The sequence below is a fragment of the Arthrobacter sp. 05L44 genome (assembly GCF_056397605.1).
Map to the genome: position 1 here is coordinate 227,310 of NZ_JBFTNS010000004.1, position 21,188 is coordinate 248,497.

General features: G+C 67.1%; 18 protein-coding genes, 1 tRNA gene and 2 rRNA genes. 7 read left to right on the forward strand and 14 right to left on the reverse strand.

What is annotated here, in order from left to right; genetic code table 11:
* Positions 1 to 6: 6 nt before the first annotated feature.
* The 3 genes from AC1DHY_RS11350 to AC1DHY_RS11360 form a co-directional block, all read right to left on the reverse strand.
* Complete coding sequence (locus tag AC1DHY_RS11350; RefSeq protein WP_476903632.1) at positions 7 to 567, reverse strand: AMIN-like domain-containing (lipo)protein; 561 nt, start codon at positions 565 to 567, stop codon at positions 7 to 9.
* Positions 568 to 831: 264 nt separating this feature from the next.
* A complete protein-coding gene (locus AC1DHY_RS11355; RefSeq protein ID WP_056741192.1) occupies positions 832 to 1,134 on the reverse strand; it encodes a DUF4193 domain-containing protein in 303 nt (100 codons plus the stop codon).
* Positions 1,135 to 1,334: 200 nt separating this feature from the next.
* Positions 1,335 to 1,811 (reverse strand): GyrI-like domain-containing protein, encoded by a 477-nt coding sequence (locus AC1DHY_RS11360; protein ID WP_476903633.1) that lies wholly within the window; start codon positions 1,809 to 1,811, stop codon positions 1,335 to 1,337.
* A gap of 104 nt (positions 1,812 to 1,915) precedes the next feature.
* On the opposite strand from AC1DHY_RS11360, the gene AC1DHY_RS11365 reads away from it, so the two are divergent.
* A complete protein-coding gene (locus AC1DHY_RS11365) occupies positions 1,916 to 2,542 on the forward strand; it encodes a TetR/AcrR family transcriptional regulator (protein WP_476880671.1) in 627 nt (208 codons plus the stop codon).
* A gap of 164 nt (positions 2,543 to 2,706) precedes the next feature.
* Here the strand turns inward: AC1DHY_RS11365 and AC1DHY_RS11370 are convergent.
* Together AC1DHY_RS11370 and AC1DHY_RS11375 are read right to left on the reverse strand one after the other, a co-directional pair.
* A tRNA-Thr gene (locus tag AC1DHY_RS11370) sits at positions 2,707 to 2,780 on the reverse strand.
* Positions 2,781 to 2,928: 148 nt separating this feature from the next.
* Positions 2,929 to 3,819 carry a DsbA family protein gene (locus AC1DHY_RS11375; protein WP_476880065.1) on the reverse strand — a complete coding sequence of 297 codons (891 nt, stop codon included), beginning with the start codon at positions 3,817 to 3,819 and terminating at the stop codon, positions 2,929 to 2,931.
* A gap of 269 nt (positions 3,820 to 4,088) precedes the next feature.
* Between AC1DHY_RS11375 and AC1DHY_RS11380 the strand changes: the two genes are divergently transcribed.
* On the forward strand, positions 4,089 to 5,498 hold the full coding sequence (locus tag AC1DHY_RS11380) for an alpha,alpha-trehalose-phosphate synthase (UDP-forming) (RefSeq protein ID WP_476880070.1): 1,410 nt from the start codon (positions 4,089 to 4,091) through the stop codon (positions 5,496 to 5,498).
* Positions 5,488 to 6,300 carry a trehalose-phosphatase gene (otsB, locus tag AC1DHY_RS11385; protein WP_476880066.1) on the forward strand — a complete coding sequence of 271 codons (813 nt, stop codon included), beginning with the start codon at positions 5,488 to 5,490 and terminating at the stop codon, positions 6,298 to 6,300. The genes AC1DHY_RS11380 and otsB overlap by 11 nt, the downstream gene beginning before the upstream one ends.
* 10 nt (positions 6,301 to 6,310) lie before the next feature.
* Here otsB and AC1DHY_RS11390 read toward each other — a convergent pair whose 3' ends face one another.
* Complete coding sequence (locus AC1DHY_RS11390; protein ID WP_476880067.1) at positions 6,311 to 6,721, reverse strand: VOC family protein; 411 nt, start codon at positions 6,719 to 6,721, stop codon at positions 6,311 to 6,313.
* Between the two features lie 246 nt (positions 6,722 to 6,967).
* Here AC1DHY_RS11390 and AC1DHY_RS11395 point away from each other — a divergent pair, with 246 nt between their 5' ends.
* On the forward strand, positions 6,968 to 8,050 hold the full coding sequence (locus tag AC1DHY_RS11395; protein WP_476880068.1) for an ABC transporter ATP-binding protein: 1,083 nt from the start codon (positions 6,968 to 6,970) through the stop codon (positions 8,048 to 8,050).
* A gap of 99 nt (positions 8,051 to 8,149) precedes the next feature.
* Positions 8,150 to 9,562, forward strand: a complete 1,413-nt coding sequence (locus AC1DHY_RS11400) for a DUF4032 domain-containing protein (protein ID WP_476903634.1) — start codon at positions 8,150 to 8,152, stop codon at positions 9,560 to 9,562.
* A 45-nt stretch (positions 9,563 to 9,607) separates the two neighbouring features.
* Here the strand turns inward: AC1DHY_RS11400 and AC1DHY_RS11405 are convergent, their stop codons facing one another.
* The 5 genes from AC1DHY_RS11405 to AC1DHY_RS11425 all read right to left on the reverse strand — a co-directional run bounded on the left by AC1DHY_RS11405 (position 9,608) and on the right by AC1DHY_RS11425 (position 16,930).
* Positions 9,608 to 10,978 (reverse strand): FAD-binding oxidoreductase, encoded by a 1,371-nt coding sequence (locus tag AC1DHY_RS11405; RefSeq protein ID WP_476903635.1) that lies wholly within the window; start codon positions 10,976 to 10,978, stop codon positions 9,608 to 9,610.
* A gap of 49 nt (positions 10,979 to 11,027) precedes the next feature.
* Positions 11,028 to 12,890: a glycoside hydrolase family 13 protein gene (locus AC1DHY_RS11410; RefSeq protein WP_476903636.1), complete on the reverse strand. Its 1,863-nt coding sequence runs from the start codon at positions 12,888 to 12,890 to the stop codon at positions 11,028 to 11,030.
* A gap of 2 nt (positions 12,891 to 12,892) precedes the next feature.
* Positions 12,893 to 13,852, reverse strand: coding sequence for a sugar ABC transporter permease (locus tag AC1DHY_RS11415; protein WP_476879256.1), 960 nt, complete (start codon positions 13,850 to 13,852; stop codon positions 12,893 to 12,895).
* Positions 13,849 to 15,501: an ABC transporter permease subunit gene (locus AC1DHY_RS11420; RefSeq protein ID WP_476903637.1), complete on the reverse strand. Its 1,653-nt coding sequence runs from the start codon at positions 15,499 to 15,501 to the stop codon at positions 13,849 to 13,851. The genes AC1DHY_RS11415 and AC1DHY_RS11420 overlap by 4 nt, the downstream gene beginning before the upstream one ends.
* A gap of 124 nt (positions 15,502 to 15,625) precedes the next feature.
* Positions 15,626 to 16,930 (reverse strand): sugar ABC transporter substrate-binding protein, encoded by a 1,305-nt coding sequence (locus AC1DHY_RS11425; RefSeq protein WP_476879258.1) that lies wholly within the window; start codon positions 16,928 to 16,930, stop codon positions 15,626 to 15,628.
* Positions 16,931 to 17,253: 323 nt separating this feature from the next.
* Here AC1DHY_RS11425 and AC1DHY_RS11430 point away from each other — a divergent pair, with 323 nt between their 5' ends.
* Positions 17,254 to 18,999: a glycoside hydrolase family 13 protein gene (locus AC1DHY_RS11430; RefSeq protein WP_476879259.1), complete on the forward strand. Its 1,746-nt coding sequence runs from the start codon at positions 17,254 to 17,256 to the stop codon at positions 18,997 to 18,999.
* A 2-nt stretch (positions 19,000 to 19,001) separates the two neighbouring features.
* Positions 19,002 to 20,033 (forward strand): LacI family DNA-binding transcriptional regulator, encoded by a 1,032-nt coding sequence (locus tag AC1DHY_RS11435; RefSeq protein ID WP_476879260.1) that lies wholly within the window; start codon positions 19,002 to 19,004, stop codon positions 20,031 to 20,033.
* 38 nt (positions 20,034 to 20,071) lie between these two features.
* Here the strand turns inward: AC1DHY_RS11435 and AC1DHY_RS11440 are convergent, their stop codons facing one another.
* The 3 genes from AC1DHY_RS11440 to AC1DHY_RS11450 all read right to left on the reverse strand — a co-directional run.
* Positions 20,072 to 20,557, reverse strand: a complete 486-nt coding sequence (locus tag AC1DHY_RS11440) for an SRPBCC domain-containing protein (RefSeq protein ID WP_476879261.1) — start codon at positions 20,555 to 20,557, stop codon at positions 20,072 to 20,074.
* 158 nt (positions 20,558 to 20,715) lie between these two features.
* A 5S ribosomal RNA gene (gene rrf / locus AC1DHY_RS11445) occupies positions 20,716 to 20,832 on the reverse strand.
* Between the two features lie 240 nt (positions 20,833 to 21,072).
* Positions 21,073 to 21,188 (reverse strand): 23S ribosomal RNA (locus AC1DHY_RS11450); the annotation flags it as partial.

Genomic DNA, 21,188 nt, shown 5'->3' on the forward strand with positions numbered 1-21,188 from the left:
CGTCGTTCACCAGAAGTGGGCGACGTCGATGACCAGCCGTGAGCCGGAACCGGGACCGTCAAGCATGAAGATATGGAAGGGCAGCCGCGCGCGCACCCCGATGCCCAGGCTGCTGTAGCCTTCGAAGCTTCCCGCCCACGCAACTTGGCGGAAGGTCTGGTAACCGGCCACGTTGCTCAGCTCGGACTTGTTGGCCGGGTTGTAGGTGGCTTTCCCGTTGGAGTTGTACGCGGGCGCGTTGGCCGTGACCTGGATGAAAGCCTGCCCCCGGAGGGATACCGGCAGTCCGGAACCGTCCTGCACCACCTGGGGCACGTAACGCACGGAGTACCCGGCCGCCTTGCCGTTCAGGTCAATGACCAGGCGGTCGAAGCAGTAGTGCTGGCCGGTCCGGAGGTTCACCACGTTTGCCTGGCTCATCCCCGGTTTGGCTTTCGCCAACGAGCCCCAGGCGAGCCCGCAATAGGGAGCCGCGGCCGCCGGCCCCGGCGCCACCAGTCCCAGGCCTGCAGCCATCAACACGGCCACCAGCCAGACGGTCAATCGCTTCCCTTGGAACCGTGCCATCACGCAGCCCCCTTAGCTCAACCTGACACTTCAAGGGTAGGAGGGTGCACTGCCGTTGACGAGGGCCGAAAGGCATCGGCGCCCAACCGTTAGCGGACAGCGCGCTTTGTCACGATTGCAACATCGAAGCCACCGTTTGCGGGCTCCCGGAATACTCCCGACACAGCGAAGCGCCGGCCCCTCGCGGGAATCCGGCGCTTTGCAGTGAGTAAATCGAAGTTGTTGAATCGACCCCGGGGAGCCGGGCTCGAACGTGGAAGGGATTTAGCCTTCGCAGTCGCGGCAGTACTTGAGGCCGTTCTTTTCCTTGGCGACCTGGGACCGGTGGCGGACCAGGAAGCAGGAGGAGCAGGTGAATTCATCGGACTGCTCCGGAACAACAATGACCGTCAGTTCTTCGCCGGAGAGATCGGCGCCGGGAAGGTCAATACCCTCGGCGGTGTCGTTCTCGTCGACGTCGATAACAGCAGTCTGGGCGCCGCCGCCACGGGACGCCTGAAGGGCCTCCAGCGATTCAGCGGGAGACTCTTCTTCTGTCTTGCGTGGGGCGTCGTAATCGGTAGCCATAGCGGGGTTCACTTTCGTTGCTGCACAGCGCCATTTCAGGCACCTCAGTGAAGCAGTTTAGGGCATCATGCTTGGAGTTGAAGAATAGTGTGTTCAAAGCGACATTCCGCGTCGCAAAGCCGCATAACTCCGGGGTTTCAGGGGTGGGAAACTGCGAGTCGGGTACCGTTTCCTGACGCTGACTCCCAGCCCTTCCCGGGTCAGGCCACCGGCCAAACCACCAGGGTCTTCCATGCCGCGGGATCCGGTTCTGCGGCCGGATCGCTGAGGTAGTACTCCCACATAGCGCCTCCGGGGGTGAGTCCGTCAGCCTGCATCCTGGCCATGACGGCCGCGTAGGTCTCCGGCAGTGAATCGTAGGGACCCCTGTGCATGGCCTGCAGCGCCCGCCCGGCGGGCAGCGTGCCGGCGCCGACGCCGCCTTCCGCACCGCCCGGATACGGTGCAGCGAGCGGGAAGCCGGCTTCGACGTCGACGACGTCCGTGGGCTGGCCCCGATACAGAGCGAACGGCGGCCCTGCCACTTGGACGTTTTGCTGCTGCACGGCCGCCATGACCGCCTTGTAGGCGCGGTCGAAAAATTCGCGGAGGGCGTTCATCGGCACTGTCTCCCGCAGCATGGCCGTCGGCTGTTCCTGAAGCTCGGTGGACTCGATGTCCGGGTTCGTTGCGTTCATAACGCAACACTCCGCCGCGGGGACGGACCGGTCAAGGGCCAAGGTCCCCGGCGGCGGTCCGCTCCGGGTTAGGTAAAAAATGCACTGGTGCATAAAATTGCCCCATGACTGCACGTGGCGCCACAGCGCAAGGACCCTCGCTCCGCGAACGCCAAAAGGATGAGACGTGGACCGCGATCCATGAGGCAGCTTCGGACGCCGCGCTTGAGGGCGGCCTGGCCTCCGCAACCGTTGAGGCCATCGCCGAGCGCTCGGGCATCTCCCGCCGCACCTTCTTCAACTACTTCCCTACCAAGGAAGACGCCATCCTGGGCCTCAAAGAGCCGGCGTTGGCCGACGACGCCGTGGCCGCTTTCCGTGCCGCGAACCGCACACCCGTCGGCGACGCCGCCCACCTGATGGCGGCTGCGATGCGAGCCGCCGGCCTGGGTGGATCGATGGACATGCGCACGCGCAACGTCTTGATGGCCGTGCCGGAACTGATCACGCGGCTCAAACAGCATGTGACCGAGGTGCAGCAGCTCGTGGAGCCACTGATCGCCGAGCGGCTGGCGGCAGACCCTGCCGTGTCGGCCGGCCAGCCCGACCGGGTGGAAGTGGTGACGCTGCTCGCCGGCACGATCCTCAAGCATGCCTACACCACCGACGTCGCCGCCGTCGCGGCCGGGGATCCGGCAGCCCTGGACCGTGCCATCGAGGCGTTCCGGGTGGTCTGCCGCACGGAGCTGTAACGCCCCGCAAGCCCCAGCCCCGTTTCGACGGTTCCGTGCCCGCTCGATGCCCCGAGACGTCGAGGCGGCGGGGAACCGTCGAAACGGCGCCCCGGCCAGGGCCGCGGGGGCACAATAAACCCCTCCGTCCCCGGGCAAAATCACCGGAACGAAGGGGCCTTCAGAGCCCCCTGTCGGATTCGAACCGACGACCCCCGCTTTACAAGAGCGGTGCTCTGGCCAACTGAGCTAAGGAGGCAACGCGCCGTCGTCGTCCTGGCCGGAAAGTGCCGGACGCTAAGCGCTAGATAAGGGTAGCCCACGGAGAGCCACCGGTAAAAAACGGCAAAAAGCAGCCCGGCCCCGGACGGATCCGGGGCCGGGCGGCAGGCTGTGGCCGGTGCCGGCTACTTCTTGGCGGTGACCGCAGCCTGCAGGAACTGGTCGAACGGGGTCTGGGCGCTGTCGCCCTTGCCCCACTGCTTGCCGTCGACGAAGACGGTGGGCGTGCCGGTGACCCCGATGGCCGCGGCCTCCTGGGTCGTGTACTTCACGTACGGGCGGTAGGTCTTGTCGTCAATGCACTTGTCAATGCTCTTGGCCCCGACGCCGGTCGCCGTGGATTTCAGGTCCGCGTCGGAGAGGCCCGCGCTGCCCTCGGCAGGCTGCTTGGCGAACAGCGCGTCAACGAAGTCAGAGTACTTCTCCGGCGATTCGTTCACCACGCAGGCCGCGGCGTTGGCCGCACGCGAGGAGTAGTTGGTGCTGGAGCGGCTGTCCAGGAAGCCCAGCGGACGGTATTCGACCGTAATCTTCCCCTCGTTGCGCAGCTTGGTGAGGGTCCCGTTGTACTGGGCCTCGAAGTTCTTGCAGACCGGGCAGATGAAGTCGATGTAAAGGACCACCTTGACCGGCTTACCCGCTTCGGCCTCGGCGCCGGGGGCCTTGACCTCAGCCGGAGGGGTGGCTGCGGGCGAGGGAAGGTCGGAAAGCTTGACGGTGGCTGCGTCCGTCTTGGCGACCCCTGTGTTGGCCAGCAGGGTGACGCCGCCGTGGACGTTGCCGTTGGCCGGAGTGGGGCCGGAATCCGCCACGGGGGCGTTGTTCTTGATGTTGGTGGTGACCACCAGGGCCACGATCACAATGATGGCGACGACGGCGGCCACAATGCCCCAGCCGATGAGCAGCTTGTTGCGTTTGTCCTTCTTCAGCTGCGCCTCGCGGATCTCACGGGCTTTTTCACGGGCCGCGGCGGTGCGCTCCGCTTTGGACTGACGGGGTTCGTTTGCGGCGCTCATAAGTTCCTCGTGTCGATCGGCCTGGGGTGGTCCACAGAGTGGCAACCTCATCATTTTAGGGGAGAAACCCGGGAGCTTGCGCTTTCAAGTTTCCCTCCGTGTGCCCAACGGACGAATAGCACAGAAGATTCCGCCCGGCTAGGGTGGATGAAGGCCACAAGCGACCCCAGGGGGCACCAATGCAAGCAACCGAGAGCGCCGGGCAACGCACCGAGCCCGGCACGGAGAAGCACACGGAAAAGCCGGAATCCGGCGCCAGCTTCGACTTTATGGTCGTGTCCAACCGCATGCCGGTGGACCGCTGCTCGCCAGATGAGCCCGGCTGCGAGGACGGATGGCGCCGCTCCCCCGGCGGCCTCGTGACCGCGCTGGCTCCAATGATGACCAAGACCGACGGCGCGTGGGTGGGCTGGCACGGCGCCCCGGACGAGCACCTCGAGCCGTTCAGTCACGGCGGCATCGACCTCATTCCCGTCCAGCTCAGCACGCGGGACATCGAGCTCTTCTACGAGGGCTTCTCCAACGCCACGCTGTGGCCGCTCTACCATGACGTGATCGCACCGCCGGAGTTCCACCGCGCCTGGTGGGACTCCTACCGGAAGGTCAATAAGCGGTTCGCCGACGCCGTCGTCCGCCATGCCGCCGAGGGTGCCACCGTCTGGGTGCAGGACTACCAGCTCCAGCTGGTCCCCAAGATGCTCCGGGAGGCCCGCCCGGACCTCAAGATCGGGTTCTTCAACCACATTCCGTTCCCGCCGCCGGAGATCTTCGCGCAGCTGCCATGGCGGCACGCGATCATCGACGGCCTGCTCGGCGCGGACCTGGTGGGCTTCCAGCGCAGCAGCGACGCCGGCAACTTCATGCGCTCGGCCCGCCGCTTCCTCGGCGCCAGCGTCAAGCAGCAGCAGGTCCACGTCAAGGGCCCGGACGGCGAAACCACCCACATTGCCCGCGCCCAGGCCTTCCCGATCTCCATCGACGTCAAGCAGATCAGCGAGCTGGCGCGGAAACCGGAGATCATCGAACGCGCCAAGCAGATCCGCCGCGACCTCGGCAATCCCAAGACCATCCTGCTCGGCGTCGACCGGCTGGATTACACCAAAGGCATCCGGCACCGGCTCAAGGCGTACGAGGAGCTCCTGCAGGACGGCAAGGTCACCGTCGAGGACGCCTCCCTGATCCAGGTGGCGAGCCCCAGCCGCGAGCGCGTCGAACAGTACCGCCTGCTGCGCGAGGAAGTCGAGGGCACCGTCGGCCACATCAACGGCACCTATGACACGATGCAGAACACCGCGGTCCGCTACCTGCACCACAGCTACCCGATCGAGGAGATGGTCGCGCTGTACCTGGCCGCCGACGTCATGCTCGTCACCGCCCTGCGCGACGGCATGAACCTGGTGGCGAAGGAATACGTCACCGCCCGCACGAACAACGACGGCGCCCTGGTGCTCAGCGAATTCGCGGGAGCCGCGGACCAGCTCAAGCAGGCGCTCCTGATGAATCCGCACGATATCGACGGGCTCAAGGACACCATCATGCGGGCCGTCAACATGCACCCGGCCGAGGCAGCGCGCCGGATGCGGGCCATGCGCAAGCAGATCCTGGACCACGACGTCGACCTCTGGTCAGCCGACTTCCTGCGGGCCCTCCAGGAAAAGGTGGTGCGCGATGACTCCTGAGCCCAACCCCGCCCAGGCGAAACTCTCGCTCTCCCCCGAACTGCTCGACGCCATCCGCCGCGTCGCCGGAACGGAGGAGCTGCTGATCGCAATGGATTTCGACGGCACCATGGCCCCGCTGGTAGACCACGCGGCGGACTCCCGGTCACTGCCCCGGTCCGCGGCCGCTTTCGCGGCCCTGGCCGCACTCCCGCGGACGACGACGGCGCTCATCTCCGGCCGCGCCCTGGACAGCCTGCGGGCCACGGCCGCACCGCCGGAGCAGACCCTGCTGATCGGCAGCCATGGCGCGGAAGCCTGGATGGGTCCGGGCTCAACTGAGCTGCAGCTGGACGATGCCCAGCGGGAACTGCTGAGCGAGGTGCGGCAGATCCTCTCCGACATCGTGGATCAGGCGCCCGGAACGCTGCTGGAGGACAAGCCGGCCGGCGTGGTGCTCCACACCCGGCTCGCCGCCGATGACGTGGCCGAAGATGCGGTGGCGGCCGCGAAAGCCGCCCTGCAGGACCGCGCGGAGGTCTTCCTCAAGACCGGAAACCGGGTGCTGGAAACCTCGGTGGTTCACGCGTCCAAGGGCGATGGGATCACCTTCCTCCGGCAGGCCACAGGAGCCACGGCGGTGGTCTTCGCCGGCGACGACACCACGGATGAGGACGCCCTGGGCAGCCTCGTCCGCGGGGACCTGGGCGTCAAGGTGGGCCACGATTTCACCCAGGCGGAATTCCGGGTGGAGGCGCCTGCACAGGTCTCCGAACTGCTGGAGGCGCTGCTGCGCGAACGGTCCAAGGCCGTCGGCAGCTGACGCCTGCCGGCTAGTTGGCCGAAGCGTCGGGCTCGTAACCGATGAGCCAGTGGAGGCCGTGCCGGTCAATAACCTGCCCGTCCGACGCGCCCCAGGGCTTGGGCGCCAGCGGATCGACCACCCGGCCGCCGTCAGCAAGCCGGTCGAACCATTCGTGGAGGACCGGGGGCTCGGCCGTTCCCAGCAGCGAGAGCATGAGGCCCTCGAGCCGGACGCTCTTCTCGCCGGCCGCCGCGTCCGATCCCGCCAGGGCCACGACACCGCTGAGCTCCCCGTGGGCGATCGCGTCCGGCGGTCCGTCGCTGCGGTTGAACTCCGCGTAGGTATAGAGGGCGAGGTCCCCGCCGAACACATCGGCGTAAAAGCCCAGCGCCTGACGCGCCGTACCGGGGAAACTGACGTAGATCTGCAGGGCTGACATCCGCCCAGCCTACGGTCCCTGGTAAGGAACCTCACCTGTGACATCCGTAACTTTTTCGCCCGGCAATGAAAAATCTGACATACTCTGTATGTGATGTGGCGCACAGCAACCGTGCGGCGTCACTGGATGCTCCTCGGCTTCGGCCGGGGAGCATGCGCATCCGGTTTCGGATGGAACAACTAAATACAAAGAACCATTCACTACGGATCGTCCGGCACGTACCTGCCGGTGAAGGGATTGATAACTGTGGCTACAGTTACTTTTGATAACGCTACGCGTCTGTACCCGGGCACAGAGAAGCCCGCTGTCGACAAGCTCAACATCGACATCGCTGATGGCGAGTTCCTGGTCCTCGTTGGACCCTCCGGCTGTGGAAAGTCCACCTCCCTGCGTATGCTCGCAGGCCTTGAGGATGTTAACTCCGGCCGGATCCTGATCGGCGACCGCGACGTCACCGACGTTCCGCCGAAGGACCGCGACATCGCCATGGTCTTCCAGAACTACGCCCTCTACCCGCACATGACGGTGGCGGACAACATGGGCTTTGCCCTGAAGATCGCCGGCGTCAGCAAGGAAGAGCGCGCAGAGCGGGTCCGCGAGGCCGCCAAGCTGCTCGACCTGGAGCCGTACCTGGACCGCAAGCCGAAGGCACTCTCCGGCGGCCAGCGCCAGCGTGTTGCCATGGGCCGCGCCATCGTGCGTAACCCGCAGGTGTTCCTCATGGATGAGCCGCTCTCCAACCTCGACGCCAAGCTCCGTGTGCAGACCCGCACGCAGATCGCGTCGCTGACCCGCCGCCTCGGCGTCACCACCGTCTACGTCACCCACGACCAGGTCGAGGCCATGACCATGGGCGACCGCGTCGCCGTGCTCAAGGACGGCCTGCTGATGCAGGTTGACACCCCGCGCAACCTCTACGACAAGCCGAAGAACGTCTTCGTCGCCGGCTTCATCGGCTCCCCTGCCATGAACCTCCTCGAACTCCCCGTCGTCGACGGCGGTGTGCAGTTCGGCGGCACCGTTTACCCGGTCCCGCGCGACATCCTCGAAGATGCTTCCGGCTCCACCGTCACCCTGGGCACCCGCCCCGAAGACCTTGAGACTGCACCGCAGGGCGAGGGCCTGCAGGTGGAGGTCGACGTCGTCGAGGAACTCGGCGCCGACGCCTACGTCTACGGCCACACCACCCTTGACGGCAAGGACCACGACATCGTGGCCCGCGTCGACGGCCGGCGCCCCCCGATGAAGGGCGAGACCGTGTGGGTCCGCCCGCAGTCGGGCCACGTGCACCTGTTCGACACCAAGACCGGCCTGCGCCTCGGCGACTAGGCGCTACTTCCGACGGCGGCCCTCCCTCTGGAGGGCCGCCGTCGGGCGTTAACCGGCAAAATTTAGGCGCGCCCGCCCCCAGTACGGGAGAATTGCAGCATGACCGAGGACAACGGTGCCCAGTGGCACGACGAACCCACTGACTACGGGCAGATCGGCAAGCTGCCGCGGTACCAGGCCGCGAGCGCCAACGACGACAAGGGCCTCGCCAGCTCACTGAGCATCACGGCCGCCGCCACCGAACCAGAACTCCTGGACCTGCCCTGGCACATCGCCCTCGAGGACTGGCCGGCGGAATACCTGGCGGCGCTCCCCCGCGGCATCTCGCGGCACATCGTGCGGTTCGCGCACCTCGGCGGCTCGGTGATCGCCATCAAGGAAACCTCGGAGCACATCGCCCGGCATGAGTACCACATGCTCCGCAAGCTCGCCCGGCTGGATGTCCCCTGCGTGGAGCCGGTGGCGGTCATCACCGGCCGCACCACCCCCGAAGGCCGGCCGCTGAACCCCGTGCTGGTCACGCGCCACCTGAAGTTCTCCATGCCGTACCGCGCTCTGTTTTCGCAGATGCTGCGCAAGGACACCCTCACCCGCCTGATCGATGCGCAGGCGCTGCTCCTGGTCCGCCTGCACCTGATCGGCTTCTACTGGGGCGACGTTTCGCTCTCCAACACCCTGTTCCGCCGCGACGCCGGCGCCTTCGCCGCCTACCTTGTGGACGCCGAGACCGGCGAGCTGTACCCGGACCTGTCCACCGGGCAGCGCGAGTACGACCTCGAAATTGCCCGGGTCAACATCGCCGGCGAACTGATGGACCTGCTCGACGGGGGCCTCATCGAGGAGAAGGTGGACCCGGTCGCCACCAGCGAGCTCATTATGGAAAGTTACCGGCGGCTCTGGACCGAGCTTACCGAGAAGGAATCCTTCGAGATCGGCGAGCGCTGGCGGGTGGCCGCGCGTATCCGCCGGCTTAACGAACTCGGCTTTGACGTCGAGGAGTACGCCATCAAGACCACCCAGAACGGTTCCACCATCCAGCTCCAGCCCAAGGTGGTGGACGCCGGGCACCACCAGCGCCGGCTGCTGCGCCTGACCGGCCTGGATGCGCAGGAGAACCAGGCGCGGCGCCTGTTGAACGACATGGACTCCTTCCGGGCGGATAACAACCCGGGTATGGATGAGGAATACAGCGCGCACCTGTGGGTCAGCCAGATCTTCGAACCGATTGTCCGTTCAATTCCCCGCGACCTCTCCGGGAAACTCGAACCGGCGGAGGCGGTGCATGAGATCCTGGAGCACCGCTGGTACATGTCCGAGAAGGAAAACCGGCACATCCCGCTGGCCGAGGCCGTGCAGTCCTACATCGACTCCGAGCTCCGGCACCGCAGGGACGAGGCCGCGATCATGCTCAACCCGGACACCGAGCTGCTGAAGATCCTCGAGGTCGAGACCGAGGAGTCGCGGTACGGCGGGGATGAGGACGGCGACGAATACCCCGACGCCGACGACTAGGCCCGGGCGGACGGGCCGGGAGCACCGGCTTCCGGCACAACCGGGCTAAATAGCCTTGCCCGGGTTCAGGATCCCTGCGGGGTCGAAGAGCTCCTTGATCCGGCGCTGCAGCTCCCGCACCGGTTCCTTCTGCTCCAGTCCCAGCCAGCGCAGCTTGTACTGGCCCACGCCGTGTTCTCCGGTGATGGTTCCGCCCATGGCGAGCGCCACCGTGACCGATTCATCGAGGGCTGCCCCGAGCCGGGCCATGGCCGCAGCATCCACGGCGTCGCCAGCCCGGTCCACCCAGAACGTGGGGTGGAGGTTGCCGTCGCCGGCGTGCGCCACCACCTTGAGCTTGACCTCATGCCGCCTGGCCATGGCCTCCAGCTCTTCGACGTAGTCCACGAGGCGCGAACGCGGCACGGCGACGTCCTCCCCCACCCGGTATTCGTCGTCGACCTCGACGCCGCGGCTGTTGCGGCGCAGCTCCACCAGCTGTTCGGCCTCGGCGTTCGCCTCCATGGTGACCACGGCGCCGCCAGCCGCCAGCACCGGCCGGATCGCGGCGGCCTCGGCGGCTGCTCCGAATCCGTCGGTCTGGATCAGCAGGAGCGAGGCGCCGCGGGAGGCGAGATCGGACCCGTGGGCGTCGTCGAGCTGGGCGAGCGAACCGCCGTCGAGCAGTTCCATGATGGCCGGCTGTACCCGGGCTTTGCCGACCGCCAGGACGCCGGCCGCTGCACTGCGGAAATCCGGGTAGAACGCGGCGATGGTGTGGACCTCGCGCGGCAAATACTTCAGGCGCACGGTAACTCCGACCACAATTCCCAGCGTCCCCTCGGAGCCGACGAACAACCCGGTGAGGTCATAGCCGGCCACGCCCTTGAAGGTCTGGTGTCCAGTGTGGATGAGCGTGCCGTCTGCCAGGACGACGTCGAGGGCCAGGACGGAGTCCCGGGTTACGCCGTACTTCGCGCAGCGCAGCCCGCCGGCGTTCGTCGCAACGTTCCCGCCGATTGTCGAGAGCCGGTAGCTGGCGGGATCCGGCGCGTACATCAGGCCGTGGTCCGCCGCGGCGGCGTTCAGTACCGCGTTGATGACCCCGGGCTCGACGACGGCGGTCTCGTCGTCCGGGTTCAGGGCCAGGATCCGGTTCATGCGCTCGAGGCCCAGCACCACGCAGCCCTCGCTTGCGTGGGCGCCGCCGGACACCCCGGTACCGGCACCCCGGGCCACGAGCGGGATCCGGTGGGCGGCGCACGCCCGGACCACCGCCTGGACATCGGCCACGGATTCGGCCAGCACCACGGCCTGGGGAAGCTGGTAGTCCAGGACGGGAGCCTGGTCCACGGCGTAGGCCGCCAGGGACCCCTCATCCACAATGACCTTCGCGGCGCCCAGGGCGGACGTCAGCTCCTCGGCAATGCTGCGCATGGGTTCTCCAGTTCTCCGTCGAATCGGGCCATCGGTCCTGGCCTTCAGTCTAGGGTGCAGGCAGCGCAACTCCCGGCAGCACCCAGACGGCCGCCGCGGGGCCGCAGGCCCGGAGGTGCGCACCCGCCGGTGTGATGGATCCGATGGCGAAGACCGGCGGTTCCGCAAGGGCGGCCAGTTGGCCGTCGGAGAGCAACCCGGCGGCGAGGTCCACTTCCGCGGCATCGCGGGCAACCACCACCAGCACGGCGCTCTCCCCTGTTTCCCGGATAAAGGCCATTGCGTCCCCGCGGGCGCTCAGCCAGCGGATGCCGCCGGCAGTGAGCGCCGGCTGCTCCCGCCGCAACGCGGTGAGGGCGGCATACAGGCCGGTCAGGTCGGCGGGGATGCGGCCGGGATCGGTCCAGGGCATGGGCGTCCGGGAGAACTCCCCGTTGTCTCCCTTAAGCCCGAACTCGTCGCCCGCGAACACCACGGGCACGCCCGGCAGGGTGAACATCAGGACCGCCCCCAGTTGCTGGCCGCCGTCGAACATTGCCGTGGCCGCCCGGGCGGTGTCGTGGCTGTTCAGGGCGTTCATATTCTGCAGCCGGACATCCCAGCTGAAGGCCGCCGCCAGGTCCAGGTGGGTGGCGAGGAAATCCTCTGCGGCGATCCGGGGCGGGCCCGGCAGCGGCGTGCCGAAGAAGTTCACGTGCCCGGCGTCGCCGGCCAGCCAGGCCCACAGCGGACGGGTGAAGTTGGAATAGGTCATGGCCCCGTGCCAGTGCTCGCCGCTGAAGTCGGGGGCGGCGTCGTTGGTTGCTTCCGCGAGCAGGGCGGCGTCCGGGTTGATCGAGCGGACGCGGTTCGCGATCAGCCGGGCCACGTCCTGGTTCGCGTCCGTCTCTCCAAGCCGGCCGGTCATGTTGCCGACGTCGATCCGCCAGCCGTCCAGGCTGAAGGGCGGCCGCAGCCACCGGGCCACCGCGGAGTCGTCCGCCAGGACGAATTTCTCCCGCAGGCCGGCCGAGGCCCAGTTGAACTTGGGCAGCGAGGGCACCCCGTACCAGGCCTCGTAACTGCTGTGGTCCCTGCTGAAGTAGTAGTAGCCGGCCTCCTCGGAGGCGGGTTCGGCCAGGGCCCGGCGGAACCATTCATGGGCGGCGCCGGAGTGGTTGGCCGTGAGGTCACCCAGCACCTTCAGGCCGCGCGCGTGGGCAGCCTCCACGAGCTCGATGAGCGCCGCGTCGCCGCCCAGCACCGGGTCCACCGTGGAGAACGTTGAGGCGTCGTAGCGGTGGTTGGAGCGTGCGGGGAAGAACGGTGTGAGGTAAATGATGTCCGCGCCCAGGGCCTGGATGTGGTCCAGGTGTTCGGTGATGCCGGCCAGGTCGCCGCCGTAGAACTGGAGCGGCGTCTGCGCCGAAGCGCCCTCGACACCGGTAGCGTCCCAGTCGGCGGGCACGGCCCAATCCGGGACCGGCCGGGCCGAGGCTCCGGCGGACCGGGCGAACCGGTCCGGGAACACCTGGTACATGGTGCCTTCGCGGAGCCACGACGGGCCGGCGGGGTACGTCGTGAGCCGGAAGTCCGCGTAGTCGGAGACGTCGCGGGCGAAGAGGCCCTGCGAGTTGAGCGTCCAGTAGCCGGTTCCATCCTCGATCAGGAACCGGTAACGCGCCACGGGGTTGGTGACGGGCATCTCCGCTTCCCACCACACCCAGCCGTCAGCCTCGCCGATGTCCGCGCAGGACGTGTACCGGGGTTCGCCGTCGTGCAGAGAGCGGAGCCAGACCCGGCTCGGCCGCCCCCACCCCGCCGGGACGCGGATCCGGAGCCGGACCTGGTCCCCCAGGGCCGGTCGCTGCGGGGCGTGCAGGCCGGACCCGTCGTGGTGAGGCAGCAGGCCGGCCGGAGCAGCGCCTGACATGCCTAGCCCTTCACCGAGCCCGCCGTGAGCCCGCTGACGATGTAGCGCTGCAGGAACAGGAACAGGGCCATCACCGGGATGGCGCTGATGACGGCGCCGGCGGCGAACACGCCCCAGTTCTCGGAGCGCTGCTGCGCCACGAAGGAGTACAGCCCGACGGCGAGGGTCTGGCTGTCCGGATCGGTGAGCACCACGGACGCGATCACGAACTCACCGGAGATGCCGATGAAGGACAGCAGGCCCACAACGGCCAGGATCGGCGTCACCAGCCGCATGATGATGCCGAAGAAGATCTGGCTGTGGCTGGCGCCGTCGATCTTGGCTGCTTCATCCAGGGACTGCGGCACGGTGTTGAAGAAGCCGTACATCAGGTAGGTGTTCACGCCCAGGGCGCCCCCGAGGTAGACCATGATCAGGCCAAGCTGGCTGCCCAGGCCCAGGGCCGGGATGACCTCGGAGATGCCGCTGAGCAGCAGGAAGATGGCGACGACGGCCAGCAGCTGCGGGAACATCTGCAGCAGGAGCAGGCTGAGCAGGCCGAACCGGCGTCCCGTGAACCGCATCCGCGAGAAGGCGTACGCCGCCATCGCCCCGAGGAACACCGTGGCCGCGGAGGTCACGCCGCCCACCACCATGGTGTTCAGGAACCAGCGGGCGAAAGGCCGGGAAGGCATGTCGAACAGGGCCGTGAAGTTGCCGAAATCGATCCTGCTGAACAGTGCGTTGGAGCCCACCAGGGTGCCGGTGGAGTTCAGCGCAGCGGAGAGCACGTACAGCAGCGGGAAGACCGCGAAGATGGTGACGATGATCCCGACCAGGTGCCGCCAGCCCTTGTCCTTGAGCCAGACGCCGAAGGGACGGCGGCGCTGCAGCGACTTGAGGTAGTCGACGTCGGTGTGGCCGGTGCCGCCGTGGTCGGCGGGACCCGCCGTGGCGGCGGTGCGTGGTGCTGGCCCGTTCATGAGTTCACGTCCTCGAGTGCCTTGGTCTGCTTGAAACTGATGGCCGATACGGTGGCCACGATGATGAAGATAATGATGGCCAGGGCGCTGGCAAGGCCGTAGTCGCGGCCGGTCCCCTGCCCGAAGGCCACCTTGTACACGAGGGTGATGAGGATGTCGGTAGCCCCGATGTCCCGGTCGGTGTCCGCGAAGCGCGGGCCGCCCCCGGTGAGCATAAAGATCACGTTGAAGTTATTGAAGTTGAACGCGAAGGAGGAGATCAGGAGCGGGGCGATCGAGACCAGCAGCAGCGGCAGCTTGATGGACCGGAAAACCCGCCAGGGCCCGGCGCCGTCCATCCGGGCGGCCTCGTCGAGTTCGGAGGGAAGCGACTGCAGGGCCCCGGTGCAGACCAGGAACATGTACGGGAAGCCCAGCCAGAGGTTGACCACCAGGACGCTGATCTTGGCCAGGACCGGATCCGTCAGCCAGCCAATCGAGGCCCCGCCGAGCAAGGTCTGGTTCAGCCAGCCGAACTCCGGGTTGAGGATGCCGGACCAGACCAGGCCGGTGAGGAACGCGGGGAAGGCGTACGGCAGGATCATCAGGATCCGGTACACCTTCTTGCCCTTGAGGTCTTCCCGGTTGAAGGTGATCGCCAGGAACAGCCCCAGCGCGAACGTCAGCGCCACGGAGGCGATCGCGAAGGTGAAAGTCCAGAGGATGACGCCCAGGAGGGGTCCGCGCAGGCTGGGGTCTGTGAAGGCGCGGGCGAAGTTCTCCATGCCGACGTCGATCTTCCAGCCGGTGGAGAGCGTCTCGCCGTTGGCGGCTGCGAAGGCGCCCTTGCCGTTGTCGCGGTAGACGGCGCCTGTGGTGGTGTCCGTGAAGGTGTCCGCGCCGGCGTCGTATTTCAGGGCCGGTTTGAACTGGTAGGCGTTGCTGCCGTCGGCGGTGCGAAGGGTGCCGTCGGCCGGGTTGGCGGAAACCGGCACGGCGATGTCGAGGATGCTTTTCTGGTTGGCCACGATCTCCTGGAAATTCAGGGTCTGGTAGCCGTCCAGCGTCTTGGCCTTGCCGGTGGAGTCCTTGCCCGCGCCGGCGACTTCCTCCAGCGGTTTGTCGGTGCTGCCCAGCGAGACCTTGCCCTGCGGGTCCGTGAACAGCAGGAAGTAGGAGTTGTCCTTGGCCAGCACGGACGTCTTGTACGCCGGAGAATCCGGGACGCGCTTCTGGGCGGTGAGCTGGATGGCGGCGATCGCGTCATCCTTGGTGCTGTTGTGCCCGTCGCCGTAGTTGGTGAAGGCGATGTAGCCGCTGAACATAACGACGAAAACCTGGAAGATCAGCAGGAACAGCACGCCCGGGGCCAGGTACTTGGCGGGCAGGCCGCCCTTGCGCAGGTAGATCCAGTTGATCGCCAGCACGACGGCGGCGGAGACAGCCAGCGCCAGCCAGGACTGGCTGAGGAACAGTGTGATGAGGATGTAGACGGCAAGGGCATCCACGAGGCCCAGGAGCACGATCTTCGCGATGGTGCCCTTGAGCCCCTCCGGGCCGGTCCGCAACCGGCGGTTCCTGCGGGCCTGCCGGCCGGTGGGCGCGGAAGCGGTGTGCGGGACGGACGCTACTGCGGGGTCTGTGTCCTCGCGGAGTTCGGTTTCTGACATGGCTGTCTACAGTCCTTGGGAGTGCTGGGGTGATGCAGGAACGGGCCGGGCGGCGTGGCGGCCGCCCGGCCCGGTGCAGCCGGCTCCTGCCCGCTAGGGAAAGCGTCAGGAGCCGGGGCGGGGACTAACCCTTGATTTTGCCCTTGATGCTGGCGGCCATCTTGGCCCAGTCAGCGGCCGGGTCGCCCTGGCCCTTGATCAGGGCGAGTTCGGTGGCTCCCCAGTCAGCCCAGACCGCGCTCATTTCCGGGATGGCCGGCATCGGGACGCCGGTGGCGCCGATCTTGCCGAAGGCGGCGACAACCGGATCGCTGGCGGCCTTGTCGAAGGAGGCCTTCAGTGCCGGCGGGCGGCCGCCGGCCTTGTACATGGAGTCCTGGGCTGCCTCGGAGGTGAGGTAGTTGGTGACGAACTCGTTCGTGGCGAGGGCGTTGGCGCTCTTGGAGCTGATGAAGAAGCCGTTGACGCCGATGAACGGCTGGGCCGGCTGGTCGCCGGCGGTCGGCAGCTCGTCAACAGCGAACTTGATGCCCTTCTTCTGCACGTCCGGAACGTTCCACGGGCCGGTCAGGTAGTACGGGGACTCGCCGGCGAGGAACTTCTCCTTGGCGATGTCACCGGTGATGTTCGAGTTGATGATCTTCTCGCCCTTGTCGCCCCAGGCGGTCAGCTTCTTGGCGAATTCGACGCCGGCGGCGTCACCGATCAGCAGCTGCTTCGGATCGTAGCCGCCGTCGGCAGCCTTGCCGAAGACCTGCGATCCCATCGAGGCCTGCAGCGGGTACAGGTGGTAGGGGTCGCCCTGCTTGGGGTCCATACCGACCAGGAACGGGAACTTGGCCTTGCCGTCGGCGACGGCCTTCTTGCCCTTGGCAATGACCTCGTCCATGGTCTTGGCCGCGTCCGGGACGATCGCCGTGTTGCGCAGCAGTGCGATGTTTTCGATGGCGTACGGGACACCGTAGACCGAGCCGTTGTAGGACATGGCCTTGATCGCGGAATCCTGGAAGGACCCCTTCTTGTCGCCCAGCTCGACGGGGGCGATCACACCGTTCTGGACGAACTTGCCTACCCAGTCGTGCGGGCCGACGATGAGGTCCGGGCCCTTGCCCGTGGGGACCTGGGTGATGAAGTCGTCACGGACAGCCGCGAAGTCCTTGACCACGAGCTTGACCTCAATGCCGGTGTCCGCCTTGAACTTCGCGGTGATGTCCTTCAGCGCAGGCGAGCGTTCGGCGTCGACCCACATGGTGATCGTGCCGGCGCCGCCGGACTTGAGGTCCGCTTTCGCGGTGGCGGTGGCGGTGGCCGGGCCGGATGCGGCCGCGCCGCCACACGCGCTCAGCGCCAGTGCCGCAACGACGGAGATAGCACCGGCCGTGAATACCCGGCGGCTGGTCCCGGTTGTGAGGGTGTTCTGCACCTTCATTGGTGTCCCTTTCATAAAATCCTGCATCCACGTGTGGGCTCGCCGGAAGAAGTCCGGGCCCGGTGGCATCGTCGGTGATGTGGCTCACAGCTGCAAGCGCTTCCAAGTTACATGGCGATCGACCGTTTGGAAAATTGGGGCCGCCCGGCGTGTCGCCACTATCCCTTCGAGCCCGCCACGAGGCACCTTGGCTCGGCCCGCAGCCGGCTGGGGGCTGTCGGACGTGGGCGCTGCTCGCATTACCTTGGGGTGCCGCGGGATCTTTACACGACTCTTGCTGGAAGCGTTTTCATTTTTCACCGAGTGGACTTACGATTACCGGCATGTCCGTTGATTCAGTCCTCACAGCCCCCGCCGCGCTGGCCGGCCCGCTGACCCTGGTGCACTCCGCCGATACCACCCCCGGCTGGTGGCGCTCAGCTGTCATCTACCAGGTGTACCCGCGCTCGTTCCGGGACCTGAACGGCGACGGCGTAGGAGACCTTGCCGGTATCACGGCCGAGCTCCCCAAGCTCGCCGAGCTGGAGATCGACGCCGTTTGGCTCTCGCCGTTCTACCGTTCCCCGCAGCGCGACGCCGGATATGACGTCAGTGACTACTGCGACGTGGATCCGCTCTTCGGCACGCTGGCAGACTTTGACGTGATGATGGCCGAGGCCAACCGGCTCGGCCTCCGCCTGATCGTGGACCTGGTGCCGAACCACTGCTCGGACCAACACACCGCGTTCCAGGCCGCGCTGGCCGCGCCTGCCGGAAGCCCCGAGCGGGACATGTTCATCTTCCGCGACGGCCGCGGCGAATTCGGCGAACTCCCGCCAAACAACTGGCAGTCGCACTTCGGCGGTCCCGCGTGGACCCGGATCGCCGAACCCGACGGCGCCCCCGGCCAGTGGTACCTGCACCTGTTCGACACCTCCCAGCCCGACTTCAACTGGGACCACGACGCCGTCCACGCAGAATTTGAGCGCGTCCTCCGCTTTTGGCTGGACCGCGGCGTCTCCGGGTTCCGCGTCGACGTGGCCCACGCCCTCGTCAAGGCCGCCGGGCTGCCCGAATGGGGCGGCCGGGCCGACGGCAACAGCTCGGAGGGGTTCCCTGGCCACGAGGCCCCGATGTTCGGCCAGCCCGCCCTGCACGAGATTTACCGGGCCTGGCGCCGGATCCTTGCCGAATACGGCCCGGACCGCATCCTCTGCGCCGAAGCCAACGTGGACCCGCTCCCCCGGCTGGCCGACTGGGTCCGTCCGGACGAGATGCACCAGGCCTTCAACTTCCCCTACCTGCACACCGGGCTGAACCCGCACCGCATGCGCGGCGTCATCACCGACTCCCTGACGGCCCTGGACGCCGTCGGCGCACCCAGCACGTGGGTGCTGTCCAACCACGACGTCGTGCGGCATGCCACGCGCTTCGGCTACCACGGACCGGCGCCCCGCGACGGCGACGGCATCGGCCCGGCAGATGTCCAGCCTGACGAGGAGCTCGGCCGCTCCCGTGCGGCCGCGGCGTCGATGTTCATGCTGGGCCTGCCCGGCGGCGCCTACCTGTACCAGGGTGAGGAACTTGGCCTCCCCGACGGGATCGATATTCCCGACCACCAGCGCCAAGACCCCACGTTCGGGCGCACGGGCGGCGAACGGCTGGGCCGCGACGGCTGCCGGGTACCCCTGCCGTGGCGGGCCGCTGAACCCAACGCCGGCTTCGGCGCCGGGGCGGCTCCCTGGCTGCCGCAGCCTGAAAGTTTCGCGCGCCTGGCCCGTGACGTGCAGTCAGCGTCGCCGTCGTCGCACCTGAGCCTCTACCGGCGGATGCTGGCGCTGCGGCGTGAGCTCAGCCTCGGCCAGGGCTCGCTCGCCTGGCTCGAGGACTGGTGCACCGACACCTCCCTCGCCTACCTCAACGGCACCACCGCGGTCCTGCTGAACGTCGGGCCGGAGCCGCTCGAGCTGCCCGCCGGACAGGTGCTGTTGCGAAGCTCGGCGCCGGCGGAGCCGGACAACGGCGCGCATCAGTTAAGCTCAGGTGAAACTGTTTGGCTGAACATTTACATCGAGGACACGGAGAGCTGAAAATGCCCGGCATCAAGGACGTCGCGGAACGGGCCGGCCTCTCCATCGCCACCGTTTCGCGCGCCTTGAGCGGCAAGGGCAACGTCTCGGCCCAAAGCCGCGAGCGGGCCCAGGCCGCAGCAGCCGAGCTCGGCTTCGTGCTGTCTTACCACGCCTCCAGCCTGGCGTCCGGACGGAACCACAACGTCGGCGTCGTAGTTCCCTCCGTGCACCGCTGGTTCTTCTCCTCCGTGGTGGAAGGCGTCTCCGCGACCCTGCTCGACGCCGGCTACGATCTCACGCTGTACAACGTCAGCGAGGGCGAGGAGCGCCGGCACAGCGTCCTGAACGACTTTCTGCTGCGCAAGCGGGTGGACGCGGTCATTGCCGTGTCCCTGGAACTCAGCGAGGCCGAGATCCAGCAGTTGCTGGCCATCCACCGGCCCATCGTCGGCATCGGCGGGCCGCTGCCGGGCGCCTCCACCATCCGCATCAACGATTCCGGCCTGGCCGAGGCGGCGGCGCGGCACCTGATCCAGCTGGGCCACAGCCGGATCGCGCACATGACCGGCGACGCCGCGTACGAAAAGGACTTCCGATTGCCGGGCACCCGTCAGGGCGGCTTTACCAAAGCCATGCGCGACGCCGGCCTCCCGATCCGCCCCGAGTGGCTGGTCTCCGCGGACTTCACCATCCAGGGGGCGTACGCCAGCGCGCGGCGTCTGCTGGGCGGCTCCCCGGAACGTCCCACGGCGGTCTTCGCGGCCTCGGACGAGATGGCGATCGGCACCATCCTCGCCGCCCGCGACTTCGGGCTCCGGGTGCCCTACGATCTCTCGGTCATCGGCATCGACGGCCACGAGCTCGGCGAAGTTTTCGGCCTGACCACCATCGACCAGGACCCGCGGGGCCAGGGGGCCATGGCCGTCCGGCGCCTGCTGGCCGGGCTCGACGGCGACGGAGACACGGCGGCTGCAGACACGGAGTATCCGACCCAGTTTGTGATCCGCTCCAGCACAGCCGTGCCGCCGGTCGATACGCCGCCGCTGCGGTAGGGCGCAGATAGTGGTCCCCCTTGCATACCGGGGGACACTCAGCCCGTTGCACCGCCCATAAACCGAACGAAGCGCTGCAGGACCTCCGGCCAGCCGCCCTCATAGTCCGCGCGCGTGGCCGCAGGGTCCTGTGCGCCTTCCCAGCCGTTGTGGACGAGCCGCAGCTCTGTGCCGCCCTCCACGGCCCGGAAGGCCACACGCAGCTCGGTGGACCACATGGCCTGGGTTCCGGGATGCCAGCTCGCGTGGAAGGACAACGGCGGCTGCCAGTCGTCGATGGAGCCCCAGACGGCGGTCCTGCCGTCGTCAGCGGTTTCAAGAATGAGGTTCTCTTCGAACTCGACGTAGGACGCAGCCCCGTAGACGCTGTGGTCCTCGAGCGGCCACCACAGATGGGTGTGTTCGGTGAAGCCAACAAATGCCCGGGCAACGGCGCCGGGGACGACGACGGTGAACACCAGAGGTTCCAGGCCCTCGGCTTGGGGATCCGGGGCCGACGTTGCGTGGCTGAAGAGGTTATCCATGGGCATCAACTCTACAAGGGGTGCCGGCGCCTGAGTGCCGGCTCCTGGGTGGCTCCCCGAGCTGAGCGTGATCTGGCCCAGGGTGGTGTGGTTGGTTGTGTGGTTAAAGTGGGAGAGCCTCCAACCTGGTGGTTGGAGGCTCTCGACCTGTAATAGTGTTCCGGCGGTGACCTACTCTCCCACACCCTCCCGGGTGCAGTACCATCGGCGCTGCGGGTCTTAGCTTCCGGGTTCGGAATGGGACCGGGCGTTTCCCCCACGCTATGACCGCCGTAACCTTGTGTCCGCACCCTGCTGGCCCCTTTTTTGGGGGGTYTTCGCCGGGTGGGAAGTTTTTGGGTTACAACTCTGCCCTGGTTGGGGCAGTGTGGTGTTGTTATTCTGTTTTGTTTTGGTTCGCCATTCAACAGGGTTTGTTGTTTGGGAACCACATAGTGGACGCAAGCAGTCTTGTTTCTTTTTACCCAACCCTCTTGGTGCAAACGCTTTTGAAGGCRCGTTTGCGGGGTGGGTGTGTGGTGTAAGTTATCGGCCTATTAGTACCGGTCAGCTTCACGAGTCGTTAGTCCTCGCTTCCACATCCGGCCTATCAACCCAGTGGTCTGGCTGGGGGCCTCTCACACACAAGGTG